Source organism: Streptomyces sp. G7(2002) (assembly GCF_028870195.1).
In the GTDB taxonomy this organism is placed as follows: Bacteria; Actinomycetota; Actinomycetes; order Streptomycetales; family Streptomycetaceae; genus Streptomyces; species Streptomyces nigrescens.
On the sequence record NZ_CP102609.1, the window covers coordinates 5023101 to 5042335 of the forward strand.

20 protein-coding genes are annotated in these 19235 nt (G+C 70.3%); 11 read left to right on the plus strand and 9 right to left on the minus strand.

Going from position 1 to position 19235, the window contains the following annotated elements; genetic code table 11:
- The first annotated feature begins 108 nt into the window (after window positions 1-108).
- A complete protein-coding gene (locus tag NUT86_RS21130) occupies window positions 109-1590 on the plus strand; it encodes a glycosyltransferase family 87 protein (RefSeq protein ID WP_018092116.1) in 1482 nt (493 codons plus the stop codon).
- Between the two features lie 90 nt (window positions 1591-1680).
- Here the strand turns inward: NUT86_RS21130 and NUT86_RS21135 are convergent, their stop codons facing one another.
- The 3 genes from NUT86_RS21135 to NUT86_RS21145 form a co-directional block, all read right to left on the minus strand.
- Window positions 1681-2712: an alanine racemase gene (locus NUT86_RS21135; RefSeq protein WP_018092117.1), complete on the minus strand. Its 1032-nt coding sequence runs from the start codon at window positions 2710-2712 to the stop codon at window positions 1681-1683.
- 62 nt (window positions 2713-2774) lie between these two features.
- Entirely contained in the window at window positions 2775-3893 is a 1119-nt protein-coding gene (locus tag NUT86_RS21140) for a lipid II:glycine glycyltransferase FemX (protein ID WP_018092118.1), read from the minus strand.
- A gap of 123 nt (window positions 3894-4016) precedes the next feature.
- Window positions 4017-4334: a hypothetical protein gene (locus tag NUT86_RS21145; RefSeq protein ID WP_018092119.1), complete on the minus strand. Its 318-nt coding sequence runs from the start codon at window positions 4332-4334 to the stop codon at window positions 4017-4019.
- A 228-nt stretch (window positions 4335-4562) separates the two neighbouring features.
- Between NUT86_RS21145 and rpsF the strand changes: the two genes are divergently transcribed.
- The 4 genes from rpsF (at window position 4563) to rplI (ending at window position 6344) form a co-directional block, all read left to right on the plus strand.
- On the plus strand, window positions 4563-4853 hold the full coding sequence (gene rpsF / locus NUT86_RS21150) for a 30S ribosomal protein S6 (RefSeq protein WP_006604399.1): 291 nt from the start codon (window positions 4563-4565) through the stop codon (window positions 4851-4853).
- Window positions 4854-4935: 82 nt separating this feature from the next.
- The gene (locus tag NUT86_RS21155; RefSeq protein ID WP_093640827.1) at window positions 4936-5532 is read left to right on the plus strand and encodes a single-stranded DNA-binding protein; all 597 of its coding nucleotides are present in this window, start codon (window positions 4936-4938) and stop codon (window positions 5530-5532) included.
- Window positions 5533-5642: 110 nt separating this feature from the next.
- Window positions 5643-5879, plus strand: a complete 237-nt coding sequence (gene rpsR / locus NUT86_RS21160; RefSeq protein ID WP_003978893.1) for a 30S ribosomal protein S18 — start codon at window positions 5643-5645, stop codon at window positions 5877-5879.
- Between the two features lie 18 nt (window positions 5880-5897).
- Window positions 5898-6344, plus strand: a complete 447-nt coding sequence (rplI, locus tag NUT86_RS21165; protein ID WP_018092121.1) for a 50S ribosomal protein L9 — start codon at window positions 5898-5900, stop codon at window positions 6342-6344.
- A gap of 79 nt (window positions 6345-6423) precedes the next feature.
- Here the strand turns inward: rplI and NUT86_RS21170 are convergent, their stop codons facing one another.
- Window positions 6424-7269 (minus strand): trypsin-like serine peptidase, encoded by an 846-nt coding sequence (locus NUT86_RS21170; protein ID WP_018092122.1) that lies wholly within the window; start codon window positions 7267-7269, stop codon window positions 6424-6426.
- Window positions 7270-7334: 65 nt separating this feature from the next.
- Window positions 7335-8672, minus strand: coding sequence for an MATE family efflux transporter (locus NUT86_RS21175; RefSeq protein WP_274737078.1), 1338 nt, complete (start codon window positions 8670-8672; stop codon window positions 7335-7337).
- A gap of 476 nt (window positions 8673-9148) precedes the next feature.
- On the opposite strand from NUT86_RS21175, the gene dnaB reads away from it, so the two are divergent.
- Window positions 9149-10609 carry a replicative DNA helicase gene (gene dnaB, locus NUT86_RS21180; protein ID WP_018092124.1) on the plus strand — a complete coding sequence of 487 codons (1461 nt, stop codon included), beginning with the start codon at window positions 9149-9151 and terminating at the stop codon, window positions 10607-10609.
- Window positions 10610-10716: 107 nt separating this feature from the next.
- Here the strand turns inward: dnaB and NUT86_RS21185 are convergent, their stop codons facing one another.
- Entirely contained in the window at window positions 10717-11442 is a 726-nt protein-coding gene (locus NUT86_RS21185) for a dienelactone hydrolase family protein (RefSeq protein WP_274737080.1), read from the minus strand.
- Window positions 11443-11572: 130 nt separating this feature from the next.
- Between NUT86_RS21185 and NUT86_RS21190 the strand changes: the two genes are divergently transcribed.
- The gene (locus tag NUT86_RS21190; RefSeq protein WP_229838120.1) at window positions 11573-12112 is read left to right on the plus strand and encodes a GNAT family N-acetyltransferase; all 540 of its coding nucleotides are present in this window, start codon (window positions 11573-11575) and stop codon (window positions 12110-12112) included.
- A 97-nt stretch (window positions 12113-12209) separates the two neighbouring features.
- Here NUT86_RS21190 and NUT86_RS21195 read toward each other — a convergent pair whose 3' ends face one another.
- From NUT86_RS21195 to NUT86_RS21205, 3 genes are all read right to left on the minus strand, one after another.
- On the minus strand, window positions 12210-12668 hold the full coding sequence (locus NUT86_RS21195; protein ID WP_018092127.1) for a hypothetical protein: 459 nt from the start codon (window positions 12666-12668) through the stop codon (window positions 12210-12212).
- Between the two features lie 168 nt (window positions 12669-12836).
- Complete coding sequence (locus NUT86_RS21200; RefSeq protein WP_274737081.1) at window positions 12837-13346, minus strand: HAD domain-containing protein; 510 nt, start codon at window positions 13344-13346, stop codon at window positions 12837-12839.
- A gap of 116 nt (window positions 13347-13462) precedes the next feature.
- Window positions 13463-14428 carry an NADP-dependent oxidoreductase gene (locus NUT86_RS21205; protein ID WP_159487370.1) on the minus strand — a complete coding sequence of 322 codons (966 nt, stop codon included), beginning with the start codon at window positions 14426-14428 and terminating at the stop codon, window positions 13463-13465.
- A 142-nt stretch (window positions 14429-14570) separates the two neighbouring features.
- On the opposite strand from NUT86_RS21205, the gene NUT86_RS21210 reads away from it, so the two are divergent.
- The 4 genes from NUT86_RS21210 to NUT86_RS21225 all read left to right on the plus strand — a co-directional run bounded on the left by NUT86_RS21210 (window position 14571) and on the right by NUT86_RS21225 (window position 19203).
- Entirely contained in the window at window positions 14571-15545 is a 975-nt protein-coding gene (locus NUT86_RS21210; RefSeq protein ID WP_274737083.1) for a GlxA family transcriptional regulator, read from the plus strand.
- Between the two features lie 91 nt (window positions 15546-15636).
- On the plus strand, window positions 15637-16935 hold the full coding sequence (locus NUT86_RS21215) for a MerR family transcriptional regulator (protein ID WP_274737085.1): 1299 nt from the start codon (window positions 15637-15639) through the stop codon (window positions 16933-16935).
- Between the two features lie 34 nt (window positions 16936-16969).
- Window positions 16970-17704, plus strand: coding sequence for a hypothetical protein (locus NUT86_RS21220; protein WP_274737087.1), 735 nt, complete (start codon window positions 16970-16972; stop codon window positions 17702-17704).
- A 50-nt stretch (window positions 17705-17754) separates the two neighbouring features.
- Window positions 17755-19203, plus strand: a complete 1449-nt coding sequence (locus NUT86_RS21225; RefSeq protein ID WP_274737089.1) for a serine hydrolase domain-containing protein — start codon at window positions 17755-17757, stop codon at window positions 19201-19203.
- Window positions 19204-19235: the final 32 nt, after the last annotated feature.

Here is a 19235-nt window from a genome sequence, read left to right on the forward strand (position 1 = left end):
AAACGCTGAAGGTTTCACGTGAAACGTGGAGCAACGAAGCCCTCGCCCGGTTTGCCCGGGCGGGGGCTTCTCCGTCTTCTGCCCGCGGGCGTACGGCAGGATGGGGCCATGACGAGCGTGCGACGGGACGATCCGGTACGGCCGACGAAGCGGGATGAGGTGGCGGCCGCCGGCAGCGAGCTGATCGGTGGGCCTATCGGCCGCCGCGCACTGCTCGGGACGCACTGGCTGACGCCGGTGCGGATCATCGCGCTCGTCGCCATCGGCATGTTCGCGCTCGGCATGGTGCAGAAGCTGCCCTGCTACAACGGCGGCTGGTTCTTCGGCGCCACGACCCAGTACACGCACGCCTGCTACTCCGACATCCCCCACCTCTATGCGGGGCGGGGCTTTGCCGATGGGCTCATCCCGTACTTCGACCGGCTGCCCGGCGATATGGAGTATCTCGAGTACCCCGTGCTCACCGGTGTCTTCATGGAGGTCGCCTCCTGGATGACTCCGCACTCCGGGGGGATCCAGCACCGCGAACAGATCTACTGGCTGGTCAACGCCGGCATGCTGATGATCTGCGCCGCTGTCATTGCGGTGTGTGTGGCCCGCACCCACCGCCGCCGCCCCTGGGACGGCCTCCTTGTCGCCCTGGCGCCCGCCTTCGCCCTCACCGCCACCATCAACTGGGATCTGCTGGCCATCGCCCTGACCGCCGCCGGGATGCTGATGTGGTCACGCAGCCGCCCGCTGGCGGCCGGCGTCCTCATCGGGCTGGCCACCGCGGCGAAGCTGTACCCGGTGCTGCTGCTGGGCCCGCTGCTGGTGCTGTGCTGGCGCGCAGGCGCCTGGCGCGCGTTCCGGAAGGTGCTGACCGGTACCGTCGCGTCCTGGCTCGTGGTGAACCTGCCGGTGATGATCACGCATGATGCCGCGGGCTTCCACATTCGGGAGGGCTGGGCGAAGTTCTACACGTTCAGCCAGGAACGGCCCATCGACTTCGGTTCGATCTGGCTCCTGATCTCGCAGCGCACCGGGAACCCCCTGGAGAACGCCAACACCTACGCCACGCTGCTGATGATCGTGGGCTGTGGCGCCATCGGCCTGCTGACGCTCTACGCACCGCGTCGGCCGCGCTTCGCACAGCTCGCGTTCCTCGTCGTCGCGCTGTTCATCCTCACCAACAAGGTCTACTCGCCGCAGTACGTCCTGTGGCTGACCCCGCTCGCCGCGCTGGCCCGGCCGCGTTGGCGGGACTTCCTGATCTGGCAGGCCTGCGAGGTCATGTACTTCCTGGGGATCTGGACGTACCTCGCGTACACAGGAAGCGGCGACAAGCACCAAGGACTGCCGACGGAGGGCTACCAACTGGCCATCGTGCTGCACCTCTTGGGCACGCTCTACCTGTGCGCCCTGGTCGTACGGGACATCCTGATGCCGGAGCGCGATGTGGTCCGCAGGGACGGGGACGACGATCCCTCGGGCGGAGTCCTGGACCGCAGCCCCGATGTGTTCGTGCTCGGACGGGCCTACCACCGGCCCCGGCATGCGGTGCAGTTCCAGGCGGCGCCCCAGGTGCGCTGGGGCGCCGTACGGGACTGAGCCCGGCCCCAACGCACCGGGCCCGGTGCCGCAGAGGAGGTCTCTGCGGGCACCGGGCCCTTGGTATGTCTGCGCCGTGGCTCGGCCGGCTCAGCGGTCCACGAGGCGGTCGAACTGCGTGGTGGTGTGCCGCAGATGGGCCACCAGCTCCTCGCCGACCTGCGGCTGCGGGGCATCCCCCGGCACGAACAGGATCGACACCTGCATGTGCGGGGGCTCCGCGAACCAGCGCTGCTTCCCGGCCCACACATACGGTGCGAGATTGCGGTTCACGGTTGCCAGCCCGGCCCGGGCCACGCCCTTGGCACGCGGCATCACACCGTGCAGCGCCTTGGGCGACTCCAGGCCGACACCGTGCGAGGTGCCGCCCGCCACCACGACCAAGTAGCCGTCGGAGGCCGCCTTCTGCTGGCGGTAGCCGAAGCGCTCGCCCTTGGCGATCCGGGTGACATCGAGCACCGAACCGCGGTACTCGGTGGCCTCGTGGTCGCCGAGCCACAGCCGGGTACCGATCCGCGCACGGAAGCGCGTCTGGGGGAACTGCTGCTGGAGACGGGCCAGTTCATCGGCCTTGAGGTGGCTGACGAACATGGTGTGCAGCGGGAGGCGGGCGGCGCGGAGCTGGTCCATCCAGCCGATGACCTCTTCGACCGCGTCGGAGCCGTCGGTGCGGTCCAGCGGCAGGTGGATCGCGAAGCCTTCGAGCCGGACGTCCTCGATGGCCGTGGCCAGCTTCGGCAGGTCCTCCGGCTTGACGCCATGGCGCTTCATGCTGCTCATGACCTCGATGACGACCCGGGCGCCGACCAGGCCCCCCACGCCCTCGACCGACGACACCGAGCGGATCGCCCGGTCCGGCAGCGGCACCGGCTCCTCGCCGTGGCGGAACGGCGTCAGGACGAGCAGATCGCCGCTGAAGAAGTCCTTGATGCGGGCCGCCTCGTAGGTCGTCCCGACCGCGAGGATGTCGGCACCGAGGCGGGTCGCCTCGTCGGCGAGGCGCTCATGGCCGAAGCCGTAGCCGTTGCCTTTGCAGACCGGGACCAGCCCGGGGAACTGCTGGAGAACGCTCTGCTGGTGCGCCCGCCAGCGCGCGGTGTCGACGTAGAGGGTGAGCGCCATGGCCGGGCCCGGAACCTTTCTCGTGGCTGGTGTCTCAGGGTGACGAACGGTGCGGTGGAGCGTCAGCGGCGCGCCATGTAGAGGTCGAACGCCTTGTGCAGAAGCTTGTTGAGCGGGAAGTCCCACTCACCGAGGTACTCCGCTGCCTGCCCACCTGTGCCGACCTTGAACTGGATCAGGCCGAAGAGGTGGTCGTTCTCGTCGAGCGAGTCGCTGATGCCGCGGAGGTCGTAGACCGAGGCGCCGAGCGCGTAGGAGTCCTGCAGCATCTTCCACTGCATCGCGTTGGAGGGCCGGACCTCACGGCCGATGTTGTCCGAGGCCCCGTAGGAGTACCAGACGTGCCCGCCGACGACGAGCATCGTCGCGGCCGACAGGTTCACGCCGTTGTGGCGGGCGAAGTACAGCCGCATGCGGTTGGGGTCCTCGGCGTTGAGGGCCGACCACATGCGCTGGAAGTAGCTGAGCGGACGCGGCCGGAAGTGGTCACGCACCGCGGTGATCTCGTAGAGACGCTGCCACTCGGCCAGGTCGTCGTAGCCGCCCTGGACCACCTCGACACCGGCCTTCTCGGCCTTTTTGATGTTGCGGCGCCACAGCTGGTTGAAGCCCTTGTGGACCTCTTCCAGCGAACGGTCGGCCAGCGGCACCTGGAAGACATAGCGCGGCTGTACGTCGGCGAAGCCGGCGCCGCCGTCCTCGCCCTGCTGCCAGCCCATGCGGCGCAGCTTGTCGGCCACCTCGAAGGCGCGCGGCTCGATGTGGGTCGCCTCGACGTCCCGGAGCCGCTTGACGTCCGGGTTCTGGATGCCGGCCTTGATGGCCTGGGAGTCCCAGCGGCGGATGATGACCGGCGGGCCCATCTTCACCGTGAAGGCACCCTCCTGCTTGAGATGCGCGAGCATCGGCTGCAGCCAGTCCTCCAGGTTCGGCGCGTACCAGTTGATGACCGGGCCCTCGGGGAGGTACGCGAGGTAGCGCTTGACCTTGGGCACCTGGCGGTACAGGACCAGTCCGGCGCCGACCATCTCGCCGCTCGGGTCGAACCAGCCCAGGCTCTCCGAACGCCATTCGGCCTTGACGTCCGCCCAGGCGGGGACCTGCATGTGGCTGGCCGCGGGCAGACTCTGGATATATGCCAGATGCTGCTCTCGGCTGATGGTCCTCAGGGTCAGGCTCATGCGGGGCGCTCCTCGGCAGGTGTGTCCCCATGGTCGGGGCTCCGGCTCTCGCGCCGAAGCCTACTGTGACCGTGGAGCGCCCCGTCTGGGCCATACGGGCTGGGGCCCCGTATGCCGCATCGGCTAGCCGATGACACCGCCGAAGAGGCCGCCGTGTGCCAGGCCGAGGTAGAAGCCGACGGCCGCTGCGCCGAGGCCGATGATCAACAGGAAGCGCTCGCCGGTCGTCGACGAGATGAACTGACCCCACAGGCCGGTGCCGATGCCGATCAGGCCGGCCCAGGAGCTGACCAGGTGCAGGCTGGGAGAGAGCGTGGTGAAGATGGCGATCGCGCCGAGTACCACGGTCACGATGGCGAAGGTGTTCTCGACGGGATGGTCCTTGCCGTCGCTGTTGAGAAGCGACAGCCAACTGCGCTGGGTCCGTGCTGCCTGTGCCATGCGGCACCTCCGATGACAGGGCGGCGCACTGTAACGCCGCTCACACCCGTTGTGTTCCAGATTGAGGGGTGGAGCGGACGGATTTCAACCGGAAGGCCTCAGGCAGGTACTCTGTACGGTCTGCGCCCATGTCTGTCCGGAGCACCGGACGGGCGGGGCGCGGAACGCATACGACCCTCCTGCCACGGAACGACCGTGGCCGCTGAGTCCAAAGGAGGTGGGTTCTACATGCGTCACTACGAGGTGATGGTCATCCTCGACCCCGATCTCGAGGAGCGCGCTGTCTCCCCGCTGATCGAGAACTTCCTCTCCGTCGTCCGTGAGGGCAACGGAAAGGTCGAGAAGGTCGACACCTGGGGCCGTCGTCGTCTCTCGTACGAGATCAAGAAGAAGCCCGAGGGCATCTACTCGGTCATCGACCTGCAGGCCGAGCCTGCGGTCGTCAAGGAGCTCGACCGTCAGATGAACCTGAATGAGTCGGTCCTCCGGACCAAGGTCCTCCGTCCCGAGACCCACTGAACGCGACAGCGTCCAGCGGTAACCGGGTTCGAGTAGCAGCAACACCAGCAGCCAGCAGCACACCCGCCGAGAGGTTCCCCTAATGGCAGGCGAGACCGTCATCACGGTTGTCGGCAATCTTGTCGACGACCCCGAGCTGCGCTTCACCCCGTCCGGTGCGGCGGTCGCGAAGTTCCGCGTCGCGTCCACTCCCCGCACTTTCGACCGCCAGACCAATGAGTGGAAGGACGGCGAGAGCCTGTTCCTGACCTGCTCGGTGTGGCGTCAGGCGGCGGAAAACGTCGCCGAGTCCCTGACGCGGGGTACCCGCGTGGTCGTCCAGGGCCGCCTCAAGCAGCGGTCGTACGAGGACCGCGAGGGCGTGAAGCGCACGGTCTACGAGCTCGACGTCGAGGAAGTGGGCGCGAGCCTCAAGAACGCCACCGCCAAGATCACCAAGACCAGCGGTCGTGGTGGCCAGGGTGGCGGCGGCTTCGGCGGCGGTCAGCAGGGCGGCGGCCAGGGTGGCGGCGGCTGGGGCGGCGGCCCCGGCGGCGGTCAGCAGGGCGGCGGTGCTCCTGCCGACGACCCGTGGGCGACCGGCGGCCCGGCCGGCGGTGGCCAGCAGGGTGGCGGCGGCGGTGGCGGTGGCTGGGGCGGTAGCTCCGGCGGTGGCTACTCGGACGAGCCGCCCTTCTAGGTCCGTAGAGCTGGTCGACTCCGCGCGGTTTCACGTGAAACAGCGCCGTGGGACGGCCAGGGGCCTTGAGGGCGTCAGCACAAACTTCTTGAACTCATTGGAGAGAGACAATGGCGAAGCCGCCTGCTCGCAAGCCTAAGAAGAAGGTTTGCGTGTTCTGCAAGGAGAAGATCTCCTACGTCGACTACAAGGACACGAACCTGCTGCGGAAGTTCATCTCCGACCGCGGCAAGATCCGTGCCCGCCGGGTAACCGGCAACTGCACTCAGCACCAGCGTGACGTCGCCACGGCTGTGAAGAACAGCCGTGAGATGGCGCTGCTGCCCTACACGTCCACCGCGCGATAAGGGAAGGGTGACCGAATCATGAAGATCATCCTCACCCACGAGGTCTCCGGCCTCGGCACCGCCGGCGACGTCGTTGACGTCAAGGACGGGTACGCCCGCAACTACCTGGTCCCGCGTGGTTTCGCGATCCGCTGGACCAAGGGTGGCGAGAAGGACGTCGAGCAGATCCGTCGCGGTCGCAAGATCCGCGAGATCGCCACGATCGAGCAGGCCAACGAGGTCAAGGGCCGGCTCGAGGGCGTCAACGTGAAGCTGGCCGTCCGTGCCGGCGACGCGGGCCGCCTGTTCGGCTCCGTCACCCCGGCCGACATCGCCTCGGCGATCAAGGCTGCCGGTGGTCCGGACGTCGACAAGCGTCGTGTCGAGCTCGGTTCGCCGATCAAGACCCTGGGCGCGCACCAGATCTCCGTGCGTCTGCACGCCGAGGTCGTGGCGAAGCTCGGCGTCGAGGTCGTCGCCGCGTAATCGCAGTACCACGCCGAAGGGCCGCATCCCGTCACCGGGGTGCGGCCCTTCGCCGTGTGCGGAGCGCGGACGGACCGCGTCAGTCCTCGTCCTGGGCTCGCTTGTAGAGCGCGGCGATGTCGTCGTCGAAGTACGCGGCGAAGGAGACATCGTCCTCGTCGCCGCCGCCTTTGTGGCCGCCCAGGACGCCGATGACCGTGCCGGTGTGGCTCTTGGGGTCGTAGTCGGCGAGCCAGGGGCTGCCGCTCGTACCGCCCTCGAAGTCGGTGCACCGGATGCGCAGCTGGGTGTCGCTGAACTTCGTGGTGCGGTTCTGGCAGGAGATCGGGGTGTCGCGGCTGGTGGGGTAGCCGGTGATCTTGACCTCGTTGTCGTAGCCACGGTCGATCCCGAGTGTGTTCCCGCCCAGGACGTCCTGGATCTCCTTGCCCTTCTTCTTGTCGAGGACGAGGAAGGCGACATCGAGATCTTCGTCGTTGGACTTGGCCCAGCGGTCGTCGAGGATCACCTTTTTGACCTTCCACAGGCCGGTGGGCTCATCGCCGTCGCGGTAGTCGGGGGCGAAGACCAGGTCGTTCACCGGGGTTTTGCCGTCGCTGTCGAAGGCACAGTGCGCTGCGGTGATGAGCATGTTCCGGCCCGGACTCTGCACCACGCTCGCGGTGCAGAAGTGGTCGCCGGAGTCGTCCTTCTCGAAGACCGCACCGACCCGGGCGTTCTGCTCGGTCCGGCGCGGGGTGTACGCGTTGCCGTCATCGGCCGGGGCCGTCGCGGCGGGATCCTGGTCCTGGGGGTCCTGGCCCGCCTCGCCGGATTTGCCGAAGCTGCTGCGGCCGCCACCGCTGCTGCTGTTCGTGTCGGCTTCCTCCGTGGCGTACCCCACCACAGCAGCAGCCACGATGACGACGAACGTCAGGGGCAGCACGGAATTCCTGGCAAGCGAGCGCACAGGGTCATTATTGACACGCGCTGCGTATTACGGGAGATGCTTCAGCGGGAGGCTCCGGTCACAATCCACCGGCCCGAGCGGGTGCGCAGCCACAGGGTCAGCATTCGCACGGTCATCATCAGGGTCATCGCCCACCACAGGGCGACCAGTCCGCCGCCGAGCAGCGGGACGGCCAGAGCCACCGGCGCGAACAGGGTCAGCGTCGCGACCATGGCCCAGGCGAGATAGGGGCCGTCCCCCGCTCCCATCAGCACGCCGTCGAGGATGAAGACGATGCCGGAGACCGGCTGGGTCACGGCCACGACCAGGAGCGTGGTGAGCAGCGGGCCCTGCACGGCCGGGTCGGCGGTGAACAGGGGGATGAACAGCGGGCGGGCGAGCGCGACCAGCACACCGAGGACCAGGCCCGAGACGATGCCCCACTGGATCATGCGGCGGCAGGCGGCCCTGGCGCCGTCGCGATCCCCGGCGCCGAGGTAGCGGCCTATGATGGCCTGCCCGGCGATGGCTATCGCGTCCAGCGCGAAGGCCAGCAGGGACCACAGCGTGAGCACGATCTGGTGGGCGGCGATCTCGGCGTCGCCGAGCCGGGCGGCGACGGCGGTCGCGATCATCAGCACAGCGCGCAGCGAGAGCGTACGGACCAGCAGCGGCACACCGGCCTGGGCCGAGGCACGGATTCCGGCGGCGTCGGGACGCAGCGAGGCCCCGTGCCGTCGCGCGCCGCGGACGACGACGGCGAGGTAGACCGCGGCCATGCCGCACTGGGCGATGACGGTGCCCCAGGCGGAGCCCGCGATGCCGAGGCCGGCGCCGTAGACCAGGCCGATGTTGAGCGCGGCGTTGGCGGAGAAGCCGCCGAGGGCGACGTAGAGGGGGGTCTTGGTGTCCTGGAGGCCGCGGAGCACGCCGGTGGCGGCGAGCACGACGAGCATCGCGGGGATGCCGAGCGCGCTGATGCGGAGGTAGGTCGTGGCGTACGGGGCGGCGGTGCCGGAGGCGCCGAAGGCCTCGACGAGCCAGGGGGCGGTGGGCAGTACCGTCGCGATGACGGCGGCGCCGAGCAGCAGGGCGAGCCAGATGCCGTCCATGCCCTGGCGGATGGCGGCGGGCAGGTCGCCGGCGCCCACCCGGCGGGCGACCGCGGCGGTGGTGGCGTAGGCGAGGAAGACGAAGACGGAGACGGCGGTGGTCAGCAGGGCGGCCGCCACACCGAGGCCGGCGAGCTGGGTAGTGCCGAGGTGGCCGATGACGGCGCTGTCGACCATGACGAAGAGAGGTTCCGCGACCAGTGAGCCGAAGGCGGGCAGCGCGAGGGCGATGATCTCGCGGTCATGGCGGCGGCCGGTGCGGCGCGGTGTCGCGGGAGCCAGGGTCATGCGCGCAATCTAATCTTCCACAGGTAAGAGATGCAAACCCCGTGCAGTCCTTACTTTCCGCTGTGTGGAGTCGTCTCCCCTGTGCCGTTTGTCGCGATCTTGAACCGCTGGCGGAAGTTTTTCTCCCCCACAGGCTATGGATGAGGAAAGTGCAGGTCAGAGGCTTGAGGGTGGGGTGATTGTGTGCTTGTCCACAGAAGTTTCCCCCGGGCCGTGCACAGGATCCGGGGACTTCTCCACAGCTGTAGGCCAGTCATCCACATGGCCTGTGGATAACCAGATTGGCGGACGGTGCCCGCGGGCCTACCGTGGTCCGGCACCCGCCGCCTGTTCCGGCCTGAGAAATCGTCCGAACTCGACGCGCCGTAACCGGAGTCGGGCGACTCGATTGTCAGAGCTGTGCCGTAAGAAAGAACAGCACAGCAAGGTCCGCGTCGCGGACGGGAGGAGGTGCCGGGGTGAGCATTCCCGAGCCCATGGAAGACCCCTGGGCGGACTCCGGTCCCAGCGACCTGCTGCCGGCCGCCCGTTCCCGACGGGGCGAGGGCAAGGGCCGCGGCCGCGGCGACCGGCAGGACCGCGACGACGACGGCGGCGGCTCCTGGACCGGCGGCTTCGAGCGGGTCCCTCCACAGGATCTCGACGCCGAGCAGTCCGTGCTCGGCGGCATGCTGCTGTCCAAGGACGCCATCGCAGACGTCGTCGAGGTCCTCAAGGGCGAGGATTTCTACCGTCCCGCCCATGAGCTGGTCTTCCAGGCGATCCTCGACCTGTACGCCAAGGGCGAGCCGGCCGACCCGATCACCATCGCCGCGGAGCTCACCAAGCGCGGCGAGATCGCGCGGGTCGGCGGCGCCTCGTATCTGCACACCCTCGTGCAGTCTGTACCGACCGCCGCGAACGCCGAGTATTACGCCGAGATCGTCCATGAGCGTGCCGTGCTGCGCCGCCTGGTCGAGGCCGGCACCCGTATTACGCAGATGGGATACGCGGCGGACGGCGATGTCGACGAGATCGTCAACAGCGCCCAGGCGGAGATCTACGCCGTCACGGAGCAGCGGACCAGCGAGGACTACCTTCCGCTCGGCGACATCATGGAAGGCGCCCTCGACGAGATCGAGGCGATCGGCTCCCGCCAGGGCCAGATGACGGGTGTGCCGACGGGCTTCACCGACCTGGATTCCCTGACGAACGGGCTGCACCCGGGCCAGATGATCGTGATCGCGGCCCGTCCCGCCATGGGTAAGTCGACCCTTGCGCTGGACTTCGCCCGGGCCTGCTCGATCAAGAGCAATCTGCCGAGCGTGATCTTCTCGCTGGAAATGGGGCGCAACGAGATCGCGATGCGTCTGCTGTCCGCCGAGGCGCGGGTCGCGCTGCATCACATGCGCTCCGGCAGCATGACGGACGAGGACTGGACGCGGCTGGCGCGCCGGATGCCGGATGTCTCGGCCGCGCCGCTGTACATCGACGATTCACCGAACCTGTCGATGATGGAGATCCGCGCGAAGTGCCGCCGGCTCAAGCAGCGCAATGAGCTCAAGCTGGTCGTCATCGACTATCTCCAGCTGATGCAGTCCGGCGGCTCGAAGCGCGCCGAGAGCCGTCAGCAGGAGGTCTCGGACATGTCCCGAAACCTCAAGCTGCTGGCGAAGGAGCTGGAACTCCCCGTCATCGCGCTCTCCCAGCTGAACCGTGGCCCCGAGCAGCGCACGGACAAGAAGCCGATGGTCTCCGACCTCCGTGAGTCCGGTTCGATCGAGCAGGACGCGGACATGGTCATCCTGCTGCACCGCGAGGACGCCTACGAGAAGGAGTCCCCGCGCGCCGGCGAGGCCGACCTGATCGTGGCCAAGCACCGTAACGGCCCCACGGCCACGATCACGGTGGCGTTCCAGGGTCACTACTCCCGGTTTGTGGACATGGCACAGACGTAACAGGAGTGAGGGGCCGGATTGCAGGTTCTCGGGCTGCGTGGCCTTTTCTCCGCTGCCGTGTCATGACGAGTGTCGCGTCATGACGAGGGCAGTCCTGACGCCCTGGCTCACTCCACTATGGGCAGGCAGTCGGCGAGCAGGTCGACGATGTCGCGCCAGGCCCGCTGCGCGTGCTGCGGGTGGTAGCCGACGCCGGGGGGCGCGGCGTGGTCGACCGGTGGGTGGTGGAAGGCGTGCAGCGCTCCGCCGTAGACCATGAGGCGCCAGTCGACGCCCGCGGCCTGCATCTCGGCTGCGAAGGCGTCCCGTTGCTCAGCGGGCATGATCGGGTCCTCCGATCCGACCCCGGCCCAGACGGGGCAACGGATGCGCGCCGCCTCGCCCGGCCGGCCCGTGGTCAGTGCGTTGACCGTCCCGATCGCCTGCAAGTTGACGCCGTCGCGCCCGAGTTCCAGCGCGATGGCGCCCCCGGTGCCGTAGCCGATAGCGGCGATCCGGTCGGGGTCGGTGCGCGGTTCGGCGCGCAACACGTCGAGCGCCGCGTGGCCGATGCCCCGCATCCGGTCGGGGTCGGCGAGCAGCGGCATGCAACGGGCCAGCATCTCCTCGGGGTCGCCCACATAGCGCCCACCGTGGAGATCGAAGGCCAGCGCCACGTACCCCAGCTCAGCCAGGGCATCGGCTCGGCGGCGTTCCACGTCGCTGAGCCCCATCCCCTCGGGCCCGATCAGGACCGCGGGCCGGCGGTCGACACCGGCGGGGAGCGCGAGGTGCCCGATCATCGTGAGGCCGTCAGCCGGGTATTCGACCGTGCGTGTGGTGACCGTCGTCATGAGGCTGGACTGTAGTGATCGTCGGGCCCGGTCGGGCCGGTCTTCACTGTCGGCAGAACAAACCTGAGAGCTACACGAATTCAGGGCCAACGGTGAGGCCGAGGCATCCGTTGGCTGCGAAGCTCGGGGCATGTCTTCGTTACCTGCCATGAATTCCTGGCCCGCCCGTATCCGCACGGCCAGGCTCCTGCTGCGTCCCGCGGAATCCGCTGACGTGAAGGAGTTCACCCGGCTCTGCACGGACCCTGAGGTCCGGCGCTTCCTCGGCGGTCCGGTGGAGGAACAGAAGCTCGCGCTGTACCAGGAGCACTTCGCGAGCCGTCCCCACTTGTTCAGCGTGACCACACGCGACGAGGCGCCTGTGATCGGCTCCGTGTCGGTCGATCCGCAATCCCGCTTCGACGGCCGTCGGGAAGTGTCCTACCTCTTCCTGCCTGAGTACTGGGGACGCGGATATGCCCGCGAGGCGGTGGCCGCCGTCGTCGACTGGGCCCTGGAGACCGTCTCCTCGGACAACCCGTCGGTCATCGCGGTCACCCAAGAGGCCAACGTCCGCTCGTGCCGGCTCCTTGAAGCCATCGGCATGCGGCACATCGACAGCTTCACGGAATTCGATGCACCCCAGGTGATGTACTCCGTCGAGCGTCAGGGCCTCCGTCTCGGCCTGTGAGCAGGCGAGTTGTTGCCCGTACAGCTGCGGTGGGGCGCCCGAGGAAAGGGGTCGGCCGGTCTCGGCGAGCGGGAACCCCGGCCTTCTGCGTTCGGTCTCAGCCGTTCTCGCGGTCCTCCTCCGCGTCGGTCGCCGTACGGCCGATCAGTCGTTCGTAGCGCTGCCGGGCGGCCTGTGGAGTGCCGAGCCCCAGGCCGAAGGCGACCTCCTGCCAGGTCATGCCGCGACCCCGTGCCATCTGGAGGAGCCCTGCCTCCAGTTCGTCCATTTCACCGCGGGCCAGCGGGACGAGGCTCAGCGCGGCGGTGATGTCGGCGTGGTCCACCTCCGGCTCGCCGTCTTCGGGCAGCGCGGCTCCGCTGAGCAGGAACGACACGAGCCTGACGGCTTCGTGGGGTCCGATGACCGACGGATGCACCTGCCTGCGGCGTTGCCCGTCGGTGGCCGCGTGCCGCTCGGCGATGCGGAACAGGGACGCGTGGACGCGGCGTGCGCGCGCCTGTTCCGGGTGCGAGGGCGTGAAGACGTCTGCGGACTGATCTGGAGTGGAAGGCATGCGGCCAGGATGGAATGGGGGGTGACTCGTTGTCGACTATGTGTTTTGAACGGTCTGTTTACATGCGGGGCGTGCTGCGTCGGGGTGTGCTGCGCCGGGCTGGGCTTCACCTGCACTGGAGACCGCCGGCGGAGGGCGCCGGCGGAGGCCCCTCCCACAGGTCGGCGGTCAGCCCGCGCGCAACCACGCGTCGAGGGCGGCGAAGTCCGGGTCCGTGAGGCCCTGCCGGGGGTCGATGCGATGAAGCAGTGCGCGTCCCGGGTGGTGTGCCGCCACCCAGGCCCGGTCGGCATCGGTGATCTCGTCGTCGACCCAGACGAACGGCCGTCCGTCCGCGCAGTCGACGAGGGTGCAGGTCTTCCAGTGCAGGCCGCCCGGCTCGTCCTCGTCGGACGGCTCCGGCCAGGCCACCAGTGGCAGCTCCGGCAGGCCGATCCGCGGTGCGATGCACTCGTTCGCTTCGGACATCCATGTCGTGGCCCACACCAACTCGCACGGGAGCGCCAGCAGGCGGGGGCCGTGCGCGGGATTGATCCTGGCCAGCAGCGGATTCCCGTCGGCCACCGGCCCCGTGGGGCCGGTCCGATACGTCGGATGGCCGCCCGGCCTCGACCCGAAGGGGATGAGTGGCCCGTCGACGTCGAGGAAGAGGAGCGGACGCTGGGCAGAACCGGTCACCCCTGCACGGTAGCCGCCCTTCCCGCCCTGCGGTCAGGGTTCTGTCGCACGCGGCCGGCACGGGCGGGAGCACCGTCGCCGCAGGTGGGAAGGGGGCCTTGGAGCAGTGACCGCCGTCAGGGCGCGACCGTGAGGACGATCTTGCCGGTGGTGCGGCCGGTCTCGCCGAGGGCGTGGGCCTTCGCGGCGTCCTCAAGCGGGAAGACCGTGTCGACGTTGACCTGCAGTTTTCCGGTGTTCACCAGCTCGGCGACGGCTTGCAGGCCGGCCCGGTCGGGCTCGACGAGGACGAACGCCGCGCGTATCCCCGCCTCGCGCGCCCGGTCGGCCGGGAAGGTGTCGTCCAGCGGCAGGATCGAGATCAGTGAACCGCCGGGGCGCAGGGTGCGCAGCGAGCGGGCGCCGTAGTCGCCGGCGATGGTGTCGAGCACGAGGTCGACGTCGCGTACCGCCGTCGCGAAGTCCTGCTCCGTGTAGTCGATGACCTCATCGGCGCCCAGACCGCGCAGGAAGTCATGCTTGGACCGCCGGGCGGTGCCGATCACATACGCGCCGCGGGATTTGGCGATCTGCACCGCGAGATGGCCGACGCCGCCCGCCGCGGCGTGGATCAGCACCCGTGCGCCGGGCTGTACCTGCGCGGTGTCGACCAGGGCCTGCCAGGCGGTCAGTGAAGCCAGCGGGAGGGCGGCGCCCTGGATGTGGTCCAGGCCTGTGGGCAGGTGGGCGAAGTGGCGCGCCGGGGCGGTGACGTACTCGGCGTAGGCCCCGGCGGGGTGCGGGAAGCGCGGCATGCCGAAGACCTTGTCGCCCGGCGCGAAGAGGGTGACGCCGAGGCCGACCGCCTCCACCACACCGGAGACATCGAATCCCAGGGTGAACGGCGGCTCGCTGCCGTTGTGGAACCGGCCGGCGGTCCGCGTCTTCCAGTCGGCCGGATTGACGCCCGCGGCATGCACCCGGACCAGGATCTCCGTGGGGCCGGGCACCGGCCGGTCGGTCGTGATCACCTTGAGGACCTCAGGGCCTCCGGCGGTGTCCTGGCTGACGGCCCGCATCTGCGGGGTCCCGGTCTCGGACATGGTGTCTCCTTCGTACGTGCCTATGGCGGGGAGCGGGTCTGCGTGCCGCCCGGCGGCCGCGTTTCCCGAGGTGCTGCCAGCTTTCCGCGGCGGCCGGGCGCCCGGCGGTGTCCAGATGGCCAACGTTTGAAAGAATCGGGTCATGCATCGCGTCGGTGTTCTCGCCCTGGACGGGGTCGTCCCTTTCGAGCTGGGGATTCCCGCACGGATCTTCGGTGCCGCGTGCAGCGCCACCGGCGAGCCGCTCTACTCCGTCGTCACCTGCAGCCTGGACGGGCGCCCGGTGCGCACCGATGCCGACTACGACATCGCGGTCGCCGAGGACGCCTCCGTACTTGCGCACGTCGACACCGTCGTCATCCCGCCCTCCCATGGGCAGGCCACGCTCCGCGAGGGCGGCCGGCTGCCCGATGATCTGCGGGCGGCGCTGGAGCGGGTCCGGCCCGGCACCCGGATGGTGGCCATCTGCACCGGCTCCTTCGTCCTGGCCGCCGCCGGGCTGCTCGATCACCGGCCGGCCACCACGCACTGGCGGGAGGCCACCCAGCTGCAGCGCCTCTTCACGACCGTTCGCGTCGACCCCAATGTGCTGTTCGTCGACGACGGCGATGTCCTCACCTCGGCAGGCGCGGCCGCCGGAGTGGATCTGTGTGTGCACATCGTGCGCCGTGACCACGGCAGCGCCGTCGCCAATGAGGTGGCCCGCTTGTGTGTGGTGCCGCCCTGGCGGGACGGCGGACAGGCCCAGTTCATCCGGCAGCCCGTGCCGGAGCCCTCGGCGGGCGGCACCGCCGCCACCCGCGCCTGGGCCCTGGAGCGTCTCGGCGAGCCCCTCACCCTGACCGATCTCGCCGCGCACGCCCGGGTCAGCGTGCGCACCCTCACCCGGCGTTTCCGCGACGAGGTCGGGATGAGCCCCGGTCAGTGGCTTGCCGGACAGCGCATCGAGCGTGCCCGGCATCTGCTGGAGACCACGGACTGGCCGATCGACCTCGTCGCCCATCACGCGGGCTTCGGCACCGGGACCTCCCTGCGCCAGCATCTGCACAGTGCGGTGGGGGTGGCACCGCTGGCCTACCGGCGGACGTTCCGGAGCGCCGCTGAGCTGACCGCCTGAAGCGGTGCCCCGCGGCGGGCCCGTTTGCGCAGCTCGGGGCCGCCTTCCCGGTGTTGACCTTCAGGCTGGTCGAAGCTCCACAATCGCGTCCATGGACGACACCGAACAGCTGTTGACCATCGGCGTCTTCGCGCGCCGGGTGGGGCTCGCGCCGAGTGCCCTGCGGTTCTACGACGACTGCGGGCTGCTGCGGCCGGCGCGGGTGGATGCCGTGACGGGGTACCGCCGCTACGGGGCGGGGCAGGCGCCGCGGGCGGTGAAGCTGCGGCAGTTGCGTGCGGCGGGGCTGCCGCTGGTGGATGCCGCGGTGGTGCTGGACGGTCCCGAGGACGCGGCGCGTGACGTACTGCGGGCCCATCTGGAGCGCACACGACGGACGGCGGACGAGGCGCGGGCCGTGGTGGAGGGGCTCCTGCGGGAGGCGTCCGGCGCCCGGGAGGACCGCGGGATCCGGGCGCGGGCGCGGGTCGGCGGTGCCGAACTTGCCAGTGCGCTAAGGCAGGTGGCGCCCGCGGCCGCGACCGGGGCGGCCCGGGAGGAGTTTCCGGTGCTGGGCTGTGTGCTGCTCGAACTCGCCGACGGCGAGGTGCGCTGGGTGGCGACGGACCGCTATCGGCTGGCGGTGCGGGTGCTGCGGCCGGACGGGTTCGAGGGCGGTCCGCGGCGGGTGCTGATCGCCGCGGATACGGCGCGGAGCCTGGCGGAGTGGGCCGTACGGCAGGTGACGGTCGACATCGAGTGCGCGGGAGAAGCGGCGGGGGTCCGGCTGCGGAGCGGGGCGGACTGCCGGGAGGTGCCGGAGGGCGCCGGGCAGGGGCGGAGCGGTGGTGAGGGGCCCGGTGGGTTCCCGGACTACCGGCTGATGCTGGAGGGCCTGGAGACGGGGCGGCATCGGGTGATCGTCGACCGGGTGGCGCTGCGGGACGCGGTGACCGGGCGGGCGGGGCCGGTGTCGTTGTCGGTCGGTGCGGGGCAGGGGGACGCGGGGCAGGGGGACGCGGCGGACGCGGGTGGCTCGATGGTTCCGGACGCGGGCGGCTCGACGGTTCCGGACGTGGGTGGCTCGACGGTTCCGGACACGGCGGGAGACGCGGCGGATCTCGCGGCCGGGCCGGTGCTGGAGGTGACGGGCGGGGGCCGGGAACCCGTCCGGATGCGGGTGGTGCGCACCGGGCCGCGGCTGCGGATCGCCTTCGATCCGGCCGTACTGGTGCCCGCGCTGGAGGCCGGGGTGGGGCCGGACGTGTTGCTGGAGATCGCTGCGCCGGACCGGCCCGTCCTGGTCCGCTCCGCCGACCAGGGGAGTTTCACGACGCTGGTGATGCCGGTGCGCGAGGGCGCCGGGGCGGGCGCTTCCGATGCCGGCGTACCGACGGCTGATGTCACCTGACCGACGACTGAGGACGGATGAGGGGAGCGGACCGGTGGATCCGGAACTGCCTGTGGTGCGACTGTGCGTGGCGGGGATGCAGGCCGAGGCGGAGGGACGGGCCGGGGCGGCACGCACGCTCTTCCAGCAGGCCTGGGACAGCGCTGCCGACGACTACGAGGCATGCATCGCCGCGCACTACCTCGCACGGCACCAGAACTCGCCCGAGGAGACGCTCCGTTGGAACCAGGAGTGCCTGGACCGCGCGGACCGGGTGGGGGACGAGCGGGTGGCCGGGTTCTATCCGTCGCTGCATCTGAACATGGGGCACGCCTGCCGGCAGCTCGGCCGGCCGGCCCTGGCGCATACGCATTTCTTGCGCGCCGCGGAGCGGGTGGAGCAGGCCCCCGAGGGCCAGTACGGCGACTGGAACCGCTTCGCGATCGCGGCCGGTCTGCGGGACACGGCCGGTGCTCACGAGGACTCCGCTCACGAGGACTCCGCGCGCGAGGGCTCCGCGGGGGAGGGCGGAGCAGGTGCGGGAGGGGTGGCGCGGAGCCTCGACGAGGCGGTCGACGGGCGGGTGCGGGAGCTGGTGTCTCGGTGGTGTGCGCGGGGCGAGCTCATGGCACTGGGACTGGCGCTCCCCGCCTACCTCGGTTACCTCGGAACGGCCGCGGACCGCGTGCGGCTGCGGTCCGCGCTGCACATGGTGCATGCGGCCCGCCGGCTGCCGGCGGACGAGCAGGCCGAACTGGGTGCGGTGATCGGGTCGGCAGCGCTGCGGTGAGACGGCGAGGATGGGGCCCGGCCGAGTCGGACCCGCTGTTGAGGAGCGCCATGACCATCGCACAGTCCACGGAGTTTCCCCGTCCCGAGCCCGTCGGCCATGGACCGGGCGCGGTCGCTACACCCGACGAGTTCGCGGAGCTGCTGCCGCAGACACGGCGGGCGTTGCTCCACCGGCTGGCGGTCGGGCAGGCCGAAGGGCGCGCGCCGTCGATGACGGGTGCGGTCGTCCGCGACGGACGAGCGGTGTGGACGGGGGCCCGGGGCGCGGTGGCGGGGGAGGCACCGCACGACGATGTGCAGTACCGGATCGGTTCGCTCACCAAGACCTTTGTCGCCGTGCTGGTGCTGCGGCTGCGGGACGAGGGTCTGCTGCGGCTGGAGGACCCCGTCGGCAGGCATCTGGAGGGCACTCCGGTGCCGGACGCGACGATCGCGCAACTGCTCTCCCACAGCGCGGGGTTGGCGGCCGAGCCGCGCGGGCCGTGGTGGGAGCGGACCGCGGGCCAACTGCGGCCCGAGCCGGCCGACCTCTTCGACGAGCGCCCGCAGCGGCTGCCGGCCGGGCGGCGGCACCATTACTCCAACGTCGGCTACGCACTGCTCGGCGCACTGGTCGAACGGCTGCGGGACGGTGTCCCGTGGGGCGAGGTGCTGCGGCGCGAGGTCCTGGAACCGCTGGGCATGGACCGTACGACGCTACGGCCGGAGAAGCCGTACGCGAGTGGCTGGGCGGTGCACCCGTGGGCCGACGCGCTGCTGCCGGAGCCGGCCGAGGACACCGGCCTGATGGGCCCGGCGGGGCAGTTGTGGTCGACGCTCCAGGACCTGTGCCGGTGGGCGGCGTTCCTGCTGAGGGGCGATGCGCGGGTGCTCGGTGCGGCGAGTCTGGCGGAGATGCGGACGCCGGCCGTGCCGCCGGAGAGCGGTACCTGGGATGCGGGGTACGGGATGGGAGTGCAGCTCCTGCGGAGGGATGGGCGGCTGCTGGTCGGGCACCAGGGCTCGATGCCCGGGTTCCTGGCGGCGCTGTGGGCCGATGCCGAGGAGGACGTGGCCGGCGTCGTCCTCACCAACTGCACCTCGGGCCCGGCGGCCGGGGCTCTCGCCGCCGATCTCACCGGGATCGTCCTCGCGCACGAGCCCCGGATCCCCGAGCCCTGGCGTCCGCTGCCCGGGCCGCTGGATCCGGAGCTGCTGGCGCTGACCGGACCCTGGTACTGGGGCGCGAGCCCCCATGCGCTGCGGCTGCGGGCCGAGCGCGGGCTGGAGCTCACCCCGCTGTCCGGGGCGGGGCGTTCCTCGCGGTTCCGGGCCGAAGAGGACGGCACATGGACCGGGCTGGACGGCTACTACGCGGGCGAGACGCTCCGGGTGAGGCGGGACCGGGACGGTGCGGTGAGCCATCTGGATCTCGGCACCTTTGTGTTCACCCGCGGTCCGTACGAGCCGTCGGCGCCGGTGCCCGGCGGGGTGGATCCGGAAGGCTGGCGGGTCTGAGGCCCGTACGGCGGGGGCGCGGCGCGCGGACG

Coding starts and splice junctions, on each gene's coding strand:
- NUT86_RS21130 (WP_018092116.1), top strand. CDS start 109: ATGACGAGCGTGCGACGGGACGATCCGGTACGGCCGACGAAGCGGGAT.
- NUT86_RS21135 (WP_018092117.1), bottom strand. CDS start 2,712: ATGGCGCTCACCCTCTACGTCGACACCGCGCGCTGGCGGGCGCACCAG.
- NUT86_RS21140 (WP_018092118.1), bottom strand. CDS start 3,893: ATGAGCCTGACCCTGAGGACCATCAGCCGAGAGCAGCATCTGGCATAT.
- NUT86_RS21145 (WP_018092119.1), bottom strand. CDS start 4,334: ATGGCACAGGCAGCACGGACCCAGCGCAGTTGGCTGTCGCTTCTCAAC.
- rpsF (WP_006604399.1), top strand. CDS start 4,563: ATGCGTCACTACGAGGTGATGGTCATCCTCGACCCCGATCTCGAGGAG.
- NUT86_RS21155 (WP_093640827.1), top strand. CDS start 4,936: ATGGCAGGCGAGACCGTCATCACGGTTGTCGGCAATCTTGTCGACGAC.
- rpsR (WP_003978893.1), top strand. CDS start 5,643: ATGGCGAAGCCGCCTGCTCGCAAGCCTAAGAAGAAGGTTTGCGTGTTC.
- rplI (WP_018092121.1), top strand. CDS start 5,898: ATGAAGATCATCCTCACCCACGAGGTCTCCGGCCTCGGCACCGCCGGC.
- NUT86_RS21175 (WP_274737078.1), bottom strand. CDS start 8,672: ATGACCCTGGCTCCCGCGACACCGCGCCGCACCGGCCGCCGCCATGAC.
- dnaB (WP_018092124.1), top strand. CDS start 9,149: ATGGAAGACCCCTGGGCGGACTCCGGTCCCAGCGACCTGCTGCCGGCC.
- NUT86_RS21185 (WP_274737080.1), bottom strand. CDS start 11,442: ATGACGACGGTCACCACACGCACGGTCGAATACCCGGCTGACGGCCTC.
- NUT86_RS21190 (WP_229838120.1), top strand. CDS start 11,573: ATGTCTTCGTTACCTGCCATGAATTCCTGGCCCGCCCGTATCCGCACG.
- NUT86_RS21195 (WP_018092127.1), bottom strand. CDS start 12,668: ATGCCTTCCACTCCAGATCAGTCCGCAGACGTCTTCACGCCCTCGCAC.
- NUT86_RS21205 (WP_159487370.1), bottom strand. CDS start 14,428: ATGTCCGAGACCGGGACCCCGCAGATGCGGGCCGTCAGCCAGGACACC.
- NUT86_RS21210 (WP_274737083.1), top strand. CDS start 14,571: ATGCATCGCGTCGGTGTTCTCGCCCTGGACGGGGTCGTCCCTTTCGAG.
- NUT86_RS21215 (WP_274737085.1), top strand. CDS start 15,637: ATGGACGACACCGAACAGCTGTTGACCATCGGCGTCTTCGCGCGCCGG.
- NUT86_RS21225 (WP_274737089.1), top strand. CDS start 17,755: ATGACCATCGCACAGTCCACGGAGTTTCCCCGTCCCGAGCCCGTCGGC.